The sequence below is a fragment of the Novilysobacter selenitireducens genome, assembly GCF_020026895.1.
Lineage (GTDB): Bacteria > Pseudomonadota > Gammaproteobacteria > Xanthomonadales > Xanthomonadaceae > Lysobacter_C > Lysobacter_C selenitireducens.
Window position 1 is genome coordinate 56,040 of the sequence record NZ_JAINZW010000002.1, and the last position, 11,858, is coordinate 67,897.

An 11,858-nucleotide genomic window follows, 5' to 3' on the forward strand; every position below is an offset into this window, starting at 1 on the left:
GCGCCTTACCACCAGCCCCACCACGGCCACGGCGGCGGATAGGTCACTACGTCCACGTACTCGCGCACCGGCCACAGGTAGACGACATCGGCGTCCACGCGCGGGAAGCGGTAGTCGTAGCCGCCGATCTTACGGGTCTCGTAACCGCCGATGCGGCCGGTAAACGTCACTTCCCGGTTCTTCTCGAACACCGCGGGGTCGTAGAACCCGGTGCGGCAGGCGATGAAGCGGCCGCCGGTGTCGTCGCTGGCCCAGTACGGACGACCGGTGACGGACAGGCCCGTGGCGATCATCTCGAAGCACGTGCTGTTGGGTTGCGGTTCGACCTGCACGATGCGGCCGCCCCAGCGCACCACGGCGCCGGTCCGGTCGGACTCGGCGGCCTCGTGCGGGGTGATCGGGAGGAATTCCCCCTGCAGCGGCTTCGGTTGCGAGGCGCAGGCAGCCAGCAACGCGGCGGCGGCGAGCGCGGTCAGCGGGAGTCTCATCGGCGTTCTCCAGGGTTGCGGGCGGGTCGAGGGCCTGTCGGCCGATGCGCGCGCAGCCGGCGCACCAGGTCGCGGACGGCATCGTGCCCCGGGGTAGGGGCAGCGTAGCGCCAATCGCTGAAATCTTCGCTGAGCGCGTTCAGCTCGGCGGCGAGATGCGGTTGCGCCCGACCAACCCGCGCGGCCCAGTCGCGGGCCGTCTCGTGCGGCATCGGCTCAAGTCCCAGCCGGACATAGCGTTGCCCGAGCGCGCGCCACGCGCGCAGGACGGGATCGGGTTCGCGCTCACCCTTGCGGCTCAGCCATGCCATCCACAACAGGGCCAACGCGGCGACCAGCGAAAACAGCGCGGCGAGCCGGGCACCGTCCATGTCGCCCAGGCCCAGCGGCCGGAACAACTGGCGCTGGCGGCTGGCGTCGAAACCCAGGACGAAGTCGTTCCAGCCGCGGCGCAGCCAGTCGGTCATGTCGAGCATGGGCGACAGGCCGCCGGCATCACCGAACAGGCCGCCACCGACACCTGCACGGTCTTCGATGGTGTCGTAGATGCGTTCGGGTGCGACCGCGGCGGTCGGGTCGGCGCGCACCCAGCCGCGGCCCTCCAGCCACACTTCGGCCCATGCGTGCGCGTCGAGCCGACGCACGATCCAGTAGTCGCCGAAGCGGTTGTAGTAGCCGCCGGTGTAACCGGTGACCACGCGCGCCGGGATGCCGGCAGCGCGCATCAGCACCACGAACGACGAGCTGAAGTGCTCGCAGAAGCCGGCCTGCTCGTCGAACAGGAACTCGTCGACCGAGTGCCGGCCCAACAGCGGCGTGCCGAGGGTGTAGGCGAAATCGCTGCGGATCCAATCCATCGCGCGCGTGACGATGGCCACGTCGTCGTTGCCCGCCTCGCGGCGCCATTGCCGGGCCAGCGCCACGGTGCGCGGATTGAAGCCGTCGGGCAGCGCCAGCGCCGCGCTGCGCAGGGTGCGGCGCAGTTCGGGTTCATAGCGGCGCGGCGGCGCGGACTGGATGCGCCAACGGCTCAGCGAGGTGAGCGGGCGGCGCACGTGCAGGCCGTGGTCCAGCGACAGGCGCGCGCCTTCCGGGGCGGCCAGCGGCAGGTCGAGCGCGACCAGTTGGCGCTGGTCGGTGGCCTCCAGTTCGATGCGGTAGTCCCAGCGCACGTCGCCCGGTTCCATCGGCGCGGCCGGCAGCGCGCGGAACCAGCCCGGCTGCGTCCACTCGCGGCCGTCGAAGTTCCACAGCACCGGCCCGCGCCAGTACATCTGCTGCGTGGGCGGGGTATCGCCAAAGAACTGCACCCGCAGCGCCGGCGAGTCGTCGCTCATCAGGTCGACCCATTCGCCCGGGCGCATCGTGTCCGACAGGCCCGGGCGCGACAACGCGCGTTCCGGCACGCCCCACAGTGGCGTCCCCAGCCGCGGGAACAGCCAGAATGCGGCCAGTGCCAGTGGCAGCCCGATCGCCATCAGCCGCCCGATCGCCACCAAGCGGTCGCGAATCCGGGGCCGGTACGCGATGTCGCCGGACTCGAGATCCGCCAGGCGCAGCAGCGCCAGCAGCACGGCGATCGCGGCCAGCAGTCCCAGGGCGAGTGCGACCGGCCCCTGGTCGAGCAGGAAGGTCGCGAACGGCGCGAACAGGGCGAACCCGAGCAGGCTCCGCGCATCGCGCAGGTTGAAGGTTTCCGACGGCTTGGCCGCGAGCATCGCCGCCAACAGCGCGCAGCCGCTGTCGCGCCCGACCGAGAAGCCCGTCAGGTTGAGGACGATGGCCAGCAATGCCAGCGTCAGCAGCAGGCGCAGCGGCGCCGGCAACGGTTTGCGCCACGACAGCGCGGTCACGACGACGGCCGCGGCGGCGATCGTCATGCCGATGGTCGGCGGCAGTTGCAGCAGCAGCGGCAGCAGGCCCGTGGCAGCCGCCGCGAGCACGCCGCGCCGCGTCGGCGCATCGAGCATCAAGGGTGAGCCCGCGTCAGCCATGCGGCATCAGCGCCAGTGCGCGCAGGCAGGCATGCCGGTGCGCCGGTCCGTGGTCCGGCCCCAGCACCGGTTGCGTCGGCAGCCACAACCGGAAGCGACGGCCATCGCGCTCGGCCTCGTCGACCCAACGCGCCAGCCGGGCGATGCGGTCTTCGTGCGCCAGCCCGCGCAATTCGCGCCAGTCCAACACGACATCCGCCCCTTGGGGCTGTTCGTACTCGCGCACCAGCAACGTGTCGCGCCTGGCCGAGGGCTTCCATGCGATTGCACGACGGCTGTCGCCCGGGCGGTAACTGCGCAGGTGGTGCAATTCATCGCCGCTGGGGTGCAGGCGCGCCTGCACCTGTTCGCCGCGACCGGCCGGCAGTGGCGGGCCGGAGGCTTCGGGCCGCGGATAGACCAGCACGGGCGACTCCGGCCAGACATAGCCCCACGCACGCGCCAGCCCCAGCGGGCGGGTGGTCCACACCTGCAGGCGCGGCAGGTCCAACCACCCGCGGCGCGTGGTGCGAAGGACGAGTTCGGTTTCGCCGTGCCCGGCCGACAGGTGCAGGCGGGCGGCGTCGGCATCGTTCGCGCCGTGGCCCCATGCGACGCCGAGTCCGCGGCGGCTGCGATCGCTCGCTGCACGCGCGTGTACGCGCAAGGTCATCGGATGACCGGCCGGCACCGGTTCTGCATCGACGGCGCTGATCTCCAGTCCACTCAACTGCAGCTGGGCGGCGATCAGGCTCGCTAGCCCGGCGCCGGCCAGCAGCAGGCCGAGCAGCAGGGCGGGATTGTTGTTGTAGTTCAGGGCGCCCAGCAGCATCGCTGCCAGCAACACGCCGTAGAACAGGCCGAACCGCGTGGGCAGGACATACACGCGGCGGCGGTCGAACCGCACGGGCAAGGGTTCGGGTTGGCGCGGCCGCGCCCACGCCAGCATCCGGCCGCGCAGTGCGGCCAACGGCGCCGCCAGCGCATCGCGCATCGACCGCATGGTGCTCAATCCACGGGCACCGCGTGCAGGATCGCCTTGGCCAGCGCCGCATCGCTGCCGGCATCGGCATCGGCCACCAGCCGGTGCGCGGCGACGGCGCCAAACAGCGTCTGGACGTCTTCGGGCACGACATGGCCGCGACCCAGCAACAACGCATGCGCACGTGCGGCACGCAGCAGCGCCAGCCCGGCCCGTGGCGAGAGGCCCACGCGCACGCCGGCGTGCTTGCGGCTGCGCGCCAGCAGCGCCTGCACGTAGGCGATCAGTGCGTCGCTGGCATGGATGGCCTGCACTGCACGCCGCGCTTCGCGTACCTGTTCGACGTCGAGCAGGGGCATGGTCGAGGCGATCATCGCGCGGCGGTCGCTGCCGGCCAGCAGGTCGCGCTCGGCCTGTTCGCCCGGATAGCCGAGCGCCAGGCGAAGCAGGAAGCGATCCAGCTGCGAATCCGGCAGCGGGTAGGTGCCCGAGAGGTCGACCGGGTTCTGCGTGGCGATGACGAAGAACGGGTCGGGCAGGGCGTGGGTGATGCCGTCGACGGTGACCTGGTGTTCGGCCATGGCTTCAAGCAGCGCGCTCTGCGTGCGCGGCGGCGCGCGGTTGATCTCGTCGGCCAGCAGCACCTGGGTGAACACCGGGCCTTCGTGGAAGTCGAAGCGTCGCGATTGCGGTTCGAACACCGACACGCCCAGCACGTCGGCGGGCAGCAGGTCGGACGTGAACTGCACGCGCTGGAAGTCCAGCCCGAGCGTGGCAGCCAGTGCGTGCGCGAGCGTGGTCTTGCCCAGGCCCGGCAGGTCTTCGATCAGCAGGTGGCCGTCCGACAGCAACGCGACGAACGCCAGGCGCACCTCCATTGGCTTGCCCAGCACCAGCGCATTGACCTGCGTCTGCGCCTCGTCAAGGGCGGCCCGCAGCGTGTCGGGTAGCATGCGCGCGGTCGAAGGGGATGCCGCCATCGGGTGGGTCTCCTTTTTGTTCACTTCGAGTGTAGCGAGGTCGCCCGTCCATGCGGGAAGAGTCGGTGGCACAGCGCACGTTCTGGGCGTTGTTCGTGGTTGTGTTGCTGGTGAAGCTGCTGGTCGCGGCGCGCTTGCCGTTGTTCGTGGACGAGGCGTTCTACTGGCTGGAGGGCCAGCGCCTGGCCGCGGCGTACTCCGACCTGCCGGGCCTCACGGCCTGGATGACGCGGCTCGGTGTCACGTTGGGTGGCGACAACCCGCTCGCGCTGCGCTTGCCGTTCCTCGTGCTGGCCGCGCTGGTACCGCTGATGGTGGTGCGCATTGCGTCGCGCGAGTTCGGCGAGTTGCGCGGTTGGCAGGCCGGCAGCTTCGCGCTGCTGCTGCCGCTGGCGGGCACGCTGGGCTTGATGGCACTGCCCGATGCCGCGATGGCGCTGGCCACGCTGTTATGCGTGGATGCAGGCGCGCGCCTGCTGCGACGGGTAACCGCGGGTGCGGCGCTGGAGCTGGCGCTGGGCCTGGCGATCGGCGCGCTCAGCCATTACCGCTTCATCGCGGTCATCGGGGTCGGTTTGGTGGCGCTGTTGCTGCTGCCGGATGGGCGCCGCGTGCTGCGCGACGTGCGCGTCTGGACCGCGATTGCCTTCGGCGCTGCCGCGTGGACGCCGCTGGTGGTGTGGAACCTCGACAACGCCGATGCAGGCCTGCGGTTCCAGCTGGTCGAACGGCACCCGTGGGCGTTCCACGTCGAAGGGCTGTGGTTCATCGCGATCCAGGCGCTGCTGGTCACGCCGCTCCTGTTTGCCGCCCTCGCGCTGGCGGCGTGGCGCGGGCAGCGCAGTACCCTGCCGGCGTCGCGCTACCTGGCGCTGTTGGGTGGACTGGTGGTGCTGGGGTTCTTTGCACTGGGCTTTTTCGCCGATACCGAGCGCGTCAGCTTCCACTGGCCCCTGCCGGGCTATCTCGCCTTGTTGCCCTTGTTGCCGCTGGTGCTGTCGCAGTGGCCACGATGGTTGCGCAGCCTGACGTGGGGCGCCACGGCGGTGGGACTGGTGCTGACGCTGGGCTACTACGTCGCCGTGTCGATTCCCGAGGTGCGCGCGAGGACGGCGGCCGAGAAGTGGTACCCGTCCAACTTCGCCGGCTGGGATTCGCTGGCCGATGCCGTGCGGGACGAACTGGGCGACATGCCGCCTGGTACCCAGGTGGTCGCCGACAACTTCAAGGTCGGCGCCGAGCTGGGCTTCGCGCTGGGCGATGCATCGATTCCGGTGCTCGATCATCCGCTCAACCACCGCCACGGTCGTGCGCCGCAGTTGCGTCTTTGGGGATTGCAGACCAAGGGCCGCGAGGAATGGGCGGACGCACCGGTGTTGCTGGTCGCAGGTGTCAGCGAGGTCCAGTACAAGAACCTGCTGGAGCATTACCACGCGCTCTGCGACGCAGTCGGTCCGCTGCCGCCGCCGCGCGTGCTCAACGTCGACCATGGCCGCCAGCGATTCCTGCTGTTCCGGTTGGACGGCCACGCGTCGGAGGGGCCGTGCGTGGCGCCGGCGATGGCCTGGCTCGACAGCCCGGCGAGCGGCGCGACGGTGGGGCGCGAGTTCACCTTGGAAGGCTGGGCCTTCAAGGATGGCGTCGGCCTGGCGCGCGTCGAGGCGCTACTGGACGGCAGGGTGGTCGGCGACCTGGAGTACGGCCTCGAAAGCCCCGGCGCCGCCGCGTTCTGGCGCATTTCCAACGACCCGCAGCACCCGCGGGTGGGGCTGCGCGGCACGATCGACCTGGGTGACGTCGAACCCGGCCGTCATTGGCTGGGGCTGCGCCTGCACGGCAACGACGGCAGTGTCGAGGACTGGCCGGAGGTACCGATCGACGTGGCGCCCGCGCGCTGAGCGTTGCCGCGGCGGGCGTCAGGGCACGGTGAACCCGGCCTCGCGCAGGAGCCGGGCGGTGGCGATGAGCGGCAGACCGACCAGCGCAGTGGGGTCGGCGGTCTCGATGGCGTCGAACAGGGCAATGCCCAGTCCCTCGCACTTGAAGCTGCCGGCGCAGTCCAGCGGCTGTTCGGCATCGACGTAGCGCTCGATCTCGGCGCCCGTCAGCGGGCGGAAACGGACCACCGTCAGGTCGACCGAGTGCAGGCTGTTGCGCAGGCCCTCGTGCGTCACGCGGGCCACGCACAGTGCGGTATGGAACCGTGCCTCGCGCCCCGACAGGGCCTGGAGCTGGACGATGGCGGCATCGCGCCGGTGCGGTTTGCCCAGGGCGCATCCGTCCAGTTCGGCGACCTGGTCGGAACCGATGACCCAGGTGCCGGGTTGCAGTGCCGCGACGGCTTCGGCCTTGGCGATGGCCAGGCGGGCGGCCAGCGAGGCGGGTGCCTCGCCGGGCAGCGCGGTTTCGTCGACCTCCGGTGCCTGCGTATCGAACGGCAGCCCGAGCCGCGCCAACAGCTCGCGCCGGTACGGGGAGGTCGAGCCGAGGATCAGGCGCGGCATCGGCGAGGGGGCGCTCATGGTTCGCTCATCGGGCGGCCTCGAAGGCACTCACGCTGCAGAAGCGCGCGCCTGCTCGATCCGGTTCAGCTGCTGGTCGATGCGCCGGCGGGCCGCGTCGATCTCGCTGCGGACCTCCGCAAGCTGGGCGATGCTGGCGTCCTCGCCATGGTCGCGCAGCCACAGGCGCTGCCGTAGCATCTCGCGCATGGCGTCCCGGACCGGGTCCTGGGCGTCCTCGCCGACGACGGCTTCGATTTCCTCGCGGGCCTGGCGTAGCCGGTGCTCCAGCGCGTCGGCGGCGTCGAGCACGTCCCGGACGGCCTGCTGCCGGCGCCCGCCGCGGCGGCGCAGGGCCAGCAACAGCAGGCCCGCGACCAGCGCGAGGGTCATGAAAAGAAGCGTTGCGGCCACGGCGTGTACGACTGGGAATGAACGGCCAGTCTGCCGCGCGTGCCGGACGCGGGCAAATCAGCCCGCAAATCGCCGTTCCGCAAGGGATTTTGGTTTGACAGGGCAGGGGTCGGTCCTTACCATTCCCCGGCTTATGCCTGCCGATGTGCCACGTAGCCCTGACGCAAGCCACGACGCACTGGATATCTGGCGCATGGTGGCGGCACGTCGGCGCGTCGAAGGACGGCTGCCGCTCGCGGCGCTGACCCGGCTGGCCGACAGTCTCGTGGACACCCGCGGTGAGGTCGTTTTCTCGCTGCAGTTCGATACCGACACCTTCAAGGTGCCCTACGTCGAGTTGCAGGCCGAAACCGCCCTGCCGCTGCTGTGCCAGCGCTCGTTGCAGCGGTTCGAGTTGCCGGTCCGGATCGAGCAGCGGCTCGGCCTTATCCGCGACGAGGCCGACGAAGCGGCATTGCCGCCGGACTACGAGCCGATGCTGGTGCCGGAGGACGGCATGGTGCGGGCGGTCGAGCTGGTCGAGGATGAGCTGATCCTGGCCGTGCCCGTGGTGCCGGTGTCCCCGGGCACCGAGGCGATGGAGCAGGACTGGCCGGCGCCTGAAGAAGAAGTTGAACGCGTCAACCCGTTCGCGGCGTTGGCGGCCCTGAAAGACAAATCGAAGTAGTGGCCCCGGGTCCCTGATCACCCGGTTTTTCCTTGGAGCAAGACCATGGCTGTCCAGAAATCCCGCGTCTCCCCGTCCAAGCGTGGCATGCGTCGTTCGCACGATGCGCTGTCGAGCAAGCAGCTGGCGACCGACCCGACCACCGGTGAGACCCACCTGCGCCACCACGTCACCGCCGACGGTTACTACCGCGGCAAGAAGGTGATCGACACCAAGTCGCAGGTTGCCGACGAGGAGTAATCTCCCGTCGTACGCGTGCGGCCGGCGATTCGGTCGCGCGCAGCCGAGGTGCCCATTCGCGGCACCGGCGGCGGTTGCATCCCTGCCGGCCTCCCGGCAGGTGCCAGCCCCACTGGGGATTGCCTGTCCGGGCCAGCGGTGGATCCCGCCGAGCATGCCGGCGGTTCCAGCCTTCCAATGGCCCAGGCCGCGAAACCGGCCCCGGACACCTGACGCGGGAACCGTAGATGACCGATCGCGCTGCATCCGCTCTCTCTGTTCCGGCTGGCGGCGTCTACGCCCGCATCGCCGGCACGGGCAGCTACCTGCCTGAAAAGGTCCTGACCAACGAGGACCTGTCCAAGCTGGTCGATACCAGTGACGAGTGGATCGCCGCCCGCACCGGCATCCGCGAGCGCCACGTGGCCGCCGAAGGCGAGACCACCGGCGACCTTGCGTACCACGCGTCGATCCGTGCGCTGGAAGCCGCGGGCGTCGACGCGTCCGAGCTCGACCTGATCGTGCTGGGCACCACCACGCCCGACCTGATCTTCCCGTCCACCGCGTGCCTGCTGCAGCACCGGCTGGGCGCCAACGGCTGTCCGGCATTCGACGTCAACGCGGCGTGCTCGGGCTTCGTCTATGCGCTGACGATCGCCGACAAGTTCATCCGCTCCGGTGCCGCGCGCACGGCGCTGGTGGTCGGGTCGGAAACGCTCACGCGCATGCTCGACTGGTCCGACCGCGGCACCTGCGTGCTGTTCGGCGACGGCGCCGGCGCGGTGGTGCTCAAGGCCGATACCGAGACCGGCATCCTCAGCACCCACATGCACGCCGACGGCGGCAAGAAGGAGCTGCTGTGGAACCCGGTGGGCGTGTCGGTCGGGTTCAAGCCCGAGGAGCACAACGCCGGCGTGCGCGTGCTGATGACCGGCAATGAAGTCTTCAAGCATGCGGTCAAGGCGCTGGACTCGGTCGTCGAGGAAACGCTCGAGGCCAACGGCCTGGACCGGCACGACATCGACTGGCTGATCCCACACCAGGCCAACCTTCGCATCATCGAGGCCACCGCCAAGCGGCTGGACATGCCGATGGACCGCGTCGTGGTGACGGTCGACAGGCACGGCAACACGTCGTCGGGTTCGGTGCCGCTGGCGCTGGACGAGGCGGTGCGCTCCGGCCGCGTGCGGCGCGGCCAGTTGCTGCTGCTTGAAGCCTTCGGCGGCGGGTTTACCTGGGGGTCCGCGCTGCTGCGCTACTGAGCGGCCATCGTTCGATCCTGTCGAGGGATCTGCTTCATCGCCATCGGCGGTGTTGCAGGTCCCTCTCTGCTTTCAGGGCTGCAGGGTTTCCGGACGGACGTCAACTGTACGCGCGGGTACAGACGCCCTCGCGCATTCGCTCGTATCATGGCGCGTTCTCAACGCAGGGAACCGCGCGTGACTGAACCCACCCCCGCATCGACCGACCCGCAACTGGCCTTCGTGTTCCCCGGCCAGGGCTCGCAGTCGCTGGGCATGCTGTCCGAACTGGCCCAGTCGACCCCGGTCATCGAGCAGGCGTTTGCCGAGGCCAGCGAGGGCGCCGGCGTCGACCTGTGGTCGATCGCCCAGGCCGGTCCCGAAGAGCAGCTCAACCAGACCGAGTTCACCCAGCCGGCGCTGCTGGCCGCGGGTGTCGCCGTGTGGCGTCTCTGGAACGAGCGCGGCGGTGCAAGGCCGGCGCAGCTCGCCGGGCACAGCCTGGGCGAGTACGCGGCGCTGGTCGCAGCCGGTGCGTTGTCGCTGGCCGATGCCGCGCGCCTCGTGCGCCTGCGCGGCCAACTCATGCAGGACGCCGCACCTCCCGGAACCGGTGCCATGGCCGCGGTGCTCGGCGCGGAGGACGCGCTGGTGCAGGAGGTCTGCGATTCGGTGTCGGGCAAGGAAGTCGTGGTGCCGGCCAACTTCAATTCGCCCGGACAGATCGTCATTGGCGGGCACGCCGAAGCGGTGGAGCGCGCGCTGGCGCTGCTGGCCGAGCGTGGCGTGCGCAAGGCGGTGAAGCTGGCCGTGTCGGTGCCGTCGCATACGCCGCTCATGCGCGAGGCCGCCAACCGCCTGGCCGAGGCCATGAAGGACATCGACTGGCAGGCGCCTTCGCTGCCCGTCGTGCAGAACGTCGATGCCGAAGTGCACGATGGCATCGAATCGATCCGCGATGCGCTGGTGCGCCAGCTGTACCTGCCCGTGCAGTGGACCGGCTGCGTGCAGGCCCTGGCCGCGCGCGGCGCGACACGCGTCTACGAGTGCGGCCCGGGTAAGGTGCTGGCCGGCCTCGTCAAGCGCATCGACAAGTCGCTCGAGGCACGGGCCCTGGGCGTGCCGGCCGAGTTCGACACCGCCTTGCACGGCACCGGCAACGCGTAGCTCTGTAGCAGCGGCTTCAGTCGCGACGCGGTCTGTCCGGGTGTCACGGTCGGGATGGCGGCTGAATCCCCAATCGAATGAAAGGATCTTCCATGAGCGAACAACTCCTGAAGGGTGAAATCGCCCTCGTCACCGGCGCCAGCCGCGGCATCGGTGCCGCGATCGCCGACGAACTGGCCGCGCAGGGCGCGACGGTGATCGGCACGGCGACGTCAGAGGCCGGCGCGAAGGCGATCGGCGATCGGCTGGCGGGGCAGGGTGGCCATGGCCGAGTGCTGGACGTGGCCGACCCGGCTTCGGTCGACGCGCTGATCGATGGCATCGCCAGCGACATCGGCCCGGTGTCCATCCTCGTCAACAACGCCGGCATCACCCGCGACAACCTGCTGATGCGGATGAAGGACGAGGACTGGCAGGCGATCCTCGACACCAACCTCACCAGCGTCTACCGCACCAGCAAGGCGGTGATGCGCGCAATGATGAAGGCGCGCCGTGGCCGCATCATCAACATCGCCTCGGTGATCGGCGTGACCGGCAATGCCGGCCAGGCCAACTACGCCGCCGCCAAGGCCGGCATCATCGGTTTCAGCAAGTCGATGGCGCGGGAGATCGGCAGCCGCGGCATCACGGTGAATGTTGTGGCCCCGGGCTTCATCGATACCGACATGACGCGGTCGCTGCCCGAGGACGCCAAGAAGGGGATGCTCGACCAGATCGCCCTGGGGCGCCTGGGGGAGCCGGCCGACATCGCACGCGCCGTGGCGTTCCTGGCCGGCCCGTCGGCCGCCTACATCACCGGCGAGACCCTGCACGTCAACGGCGGCATGTACATGCCGTGACCGCACTTGCGCCACCGAGCGCAAGGGCCCAGGAAGGGCCGGCAACCCATTGATCGAAAAGGCGTTTCCCGCACGTTCGCGATCGCCACCGATTCAATTAGACTATTCCATCGAAAAATCCCGCCCTTGGGAGGAGTGAGCACAGATGAGCAGCATCGAAGAGCGCGTCAAGAAAATCGTCGTCGAACAGCTGGGCGTCAAGGAAGAGGAAGTCACCAACAACGCTTCGTTCGTCGACGACCTCGGCGCGGACTCGCTCGACACCGTCGAGCTGGTGATGGCCCTCGAGGAAGAGTTCGAGTGCGAGATCCCGGACGAGGAAGCCGAGAAGATCACCTCGGTGCAGCAGGCGATCGACTACGTCAAGGCGCACGTCAAGTCGTAAGG

The 11,858-nt window shown here is 69.8% G+C and carries 13 protein-coding genes; 7 read left to right on the top strand and 6 right to left on the bottom strand.

What is annotated here, in order from left to right; all coding sequences use genetic code 11:
- Window positions 1–5 precede the first annotated feature (5 nt).
- From K6753_RS04060 to K6753_RS04075, 4 genes are read right to left on the bottom strand one after another with little or no spacing between them, the layout of a single operon-like run.
- Window positions 6–488 carry a Slp family lipoprotein gene (locus tag K6753_RS04060; protein WP_223674911.1) on the bottom strand — a complete coding sequence of 161 codons (483 nt, stop codon included), beginning with the start codon at window positions 486–488 and terminating at the stop codon, window positions 6–8.
- Entirely contained in the window at window positions 485–2,482 is a 1,998-nt protein-coding gene (locus K6753_RS04065) for a transglutaminase TgpA family protein (protein ID WP_223674912.1), read from the bottom strand. The genes K6753_RS04060 and K6753_RS04065 overlap by 4 nt, the downstream gene beginning before the upstream one ends.
- Window positions 2,475–3,455, bottom strand: coding sequence for a DUF58 domain-containing protein (locus K6753_RS04070; protein WP_425492077.1), 981 nt, complete (start codon window positions 3,453–3,455; stop codon window positions 2,475–2,477). The genes K6753_RS04065 and K6753_RS04070 overlap by 8 nt, the downstream gene beginning before the upstream one ends.
- 14 nt (window positions 3,456–3,469) lie before the next feature.
- Window positions 3,470–4,423 carry an AAA family ATPase gene (locus K6753_RS04075; protein WP_223674913.1) on the bottom strand — a complete coding sequence of 318 codons (954 nt, stop codon included), beginning with the start codon at window positions 4,421–4,423 and terminating at the stop codon, window positions 3,470–3,472.
- Window positions 4,424–4,473: 50 nt separating this feature from the next.
- Between K6753_RS04075 and K6753_RS04080 the strand changes: the two genes are divergently transcribed.
- The gene (locus K6753_RS04080) at window positions 4,474–6,321 is read left to right on the top strand and encodes a glycosyltransferase family 39 protein (RefSeq protein ID WP_223674914.1); all 1,848 of its coding nucleotides are present in this window, start codon (window positions 4,474–4,476) and stop codon (window positions 6,319–6,321) included.
- Between the two features lie 18 nt (window positions 6,322–6,339).
- Here the strand turns inward: K6753_RS04080 and K6753_RS04085 are convergent, their stop codons facing one another.
- Window positions 6,340–6,927, bottom strand: a complete 588-nt coding sequence (locus K6753_RS04085; RefSeq protein WP_223675699.1) for a Maf family protein — start codon at window positions 6,925–6,927, stop codon at window positions 6,340–6,342.
- A gap of 48 nt (window positions 6,928–6,975) precedes the next feature.
- Window positions 6,976–7,317 carry a hypothetical protein gene (locus tag K6753_RS04090; protein WP_223674915.1) on the bottom strand — a complete coding sequence of 114 codons (342 nt, stop codon included), beginning with the start codon at window positions 7,315–7,317 and terminating at the stop codon, window positions 6,976–6,978.
- Window positions 7,318–7,471: 154 nt separating this feature from the next.
- On the opposite strand from K6753_RS04090, the gene K6753_RS04095 reads away from it, so the two are divergent.
- The 6 genes from K6753_RS04095 to acpP all read left to right on the top strand — a co-directional run bounded on the left by K6753_RS04095 (window position 7,472) and on the right by acpP (window position 11,856).
- Complete coding sequence (locus tag K6753_RS04095) at window positions 7,472–8,005, top strand: YceD family protein (RefSeq protein WP_223674916.1); 534 nt, start codon at window positions 7,472–7,474, stop codon at window positions 8,003–8,005.
- Window positions 8,006–8,050: 45 nt separating this feature from the next.
- Window positions 8,051–8,245, top strand: a complete 195-nt coding sequence (rpmF, locus tag K6753_RS04100; RefSeq protein ID WP_223674917.1) for a 50S ribosomal protein L32 — start codon at window positions 8,051–8,053, stop codon at window positions 8,243–8,245.
- Between the two features lie 227 nt (window positions 8,246–8,472).
- Window positions 8,473–9,486, top strand: coding sequence for a beta-ketoacyl-ACP synthase III (locus tag K6753_RS04105; RefSeq protein ID WP_223674918.1), 1,014 nt, complete (start codon window positions 8,473–8,475; stop codon window positions 9,484–9,486).
- A 147-nt stretch (window positions 9,487–9,633) separates the two neighbouring features.
- Complete coding sequence (gene fabD / locus K6753_RS04110; RefSeq protein WP_425492060.1) at window positions 9,634–10,632, top strand: ACP S-malonyltransferase; 999 nt, start codon at window positions 9,634–9,636, stop codon at window positions 10,630–10,632.
- 92 nt (window positions 10,633–10,724) lie between these two features.
- The gene (fabG, locus tag K6753_RS04115) at window positions 10,725–11,471 is read left to right on the top strand and encodes a 3-oxoacyl-ACP reductase FabG (protein ID WP_223674920.1); all 747 of its coding nucleotides are present in this window, start codon (window positions 10,725–10,727) and stop codon (window positions 11,469–11,471) included.
- A gap of 145 nt (window positions 11,472–11,616) precedes the next feature.
- A complete protein-coding gene (gene acpP, locus K6753_RS04120) occupies window positions 11,617–11,856 on the top strand; it encodes an acyl carrier protein (protein ID WP_031373652.1) in 240 nt (79 codons plus the stop codon).
- Window positions 11,857–11,858: the final 2 nt, after the last annotated feature.

Excerpts from the sequence above, each read along its gene's own strand:
- K6753_RS04060 (WP_223674911.1), bottom strand. The coding sequence starts at position 488 with ATGAGACTCCCGCTGACCGCGCTCGCCGCCGCCGCGTTGCTGGCTGCC.
- K6753_RS04065 (WP_223674912.1), bottom strand. The coding sequence starts at position 2,482 with ATGGCTGACGCGGGCTCACCCTTGATGCTCGATGCGCCGACGCGGCGC.
- K6753_RS04070 (WP_425492077.1), bottom strand. The coding sequence starts at position 3,455 with ATGCGCGATGCGCTGGCGGCGCCGTTGGCCGCACTGCGCGGCCGGATG.
- K6753_RS04075 (WP_223674913.1), bottom strand. The coding sequence starts at position 4,423 with ATGGCGGCATCCCCTTCGACCGCGCGCATGCTACCCGACACGCTGCGG.
- K6753_RS04080 (WP_223674914.1), top strand. The coding sequence starts at position 4,474 with ATGCGGGAAGAGTCGGTGGCACAGCGCACGTTCTGGGCGTTGTTCGTG.
- K6753_RS04085 (WP_223675699.1), bottom strand. The coding sequence starts at position 6,927 with ATGCCGCGCCTGATCCTCGGCTCGACCTCCCCGTACCGGCGCGAGCTG.
- K6753_RS04090 (WP_223674915.1), bottom strand. The coding sequence starts at position 7,317 with ATGACCCTCGCGCTGGTCGCGGGCCTGCTGTTGCTGGCCCTGCGCCGC.
- K6753_RS04095 (WP_223674916.1), top strand. The coding sequence starts at position 7,472 with ATGCCTGCCGATGTGCCACGTAGCCCTGACGCAAGCCACGACGCACTG.
- rpmF (WP_223674917.1), top strand. The coding sequence starts at position 8,051 with ATGGCTGTCCAGAAATCCCGCGTCTCCCCGTCCAAGCGTGGCATGCGT.
- K6753_RS04105 (WP_223674918.1), top strand. The coding sequence starts at position 8,473 with ATGACCGATCGCGCTGCATCCGCTCTCTCTGTTCCGGCTGGCGGCGTC.
- fabD (WP_425492060.1), top strand. The coding sequence starts at position 9,634 with ATGGCGCGTTCTCAACGCAGGGAACCGCGCGTGACTGAACCCACCCCC.
- fabG (WP_223674920.1), top strand. The coding sequence starts at position 10,725 with ATGAGCGAACAACTCCTGAAGGGTGAAATCGCCCTCGTCACCGGCGCC.
- acpP (WP_031373652.1), top strand. The coding sequence starts at position 11,617 with ATGAGCAGCATCGAAGAGCGCGTCAAGAAAATCGTCGTCGAACAGCTG.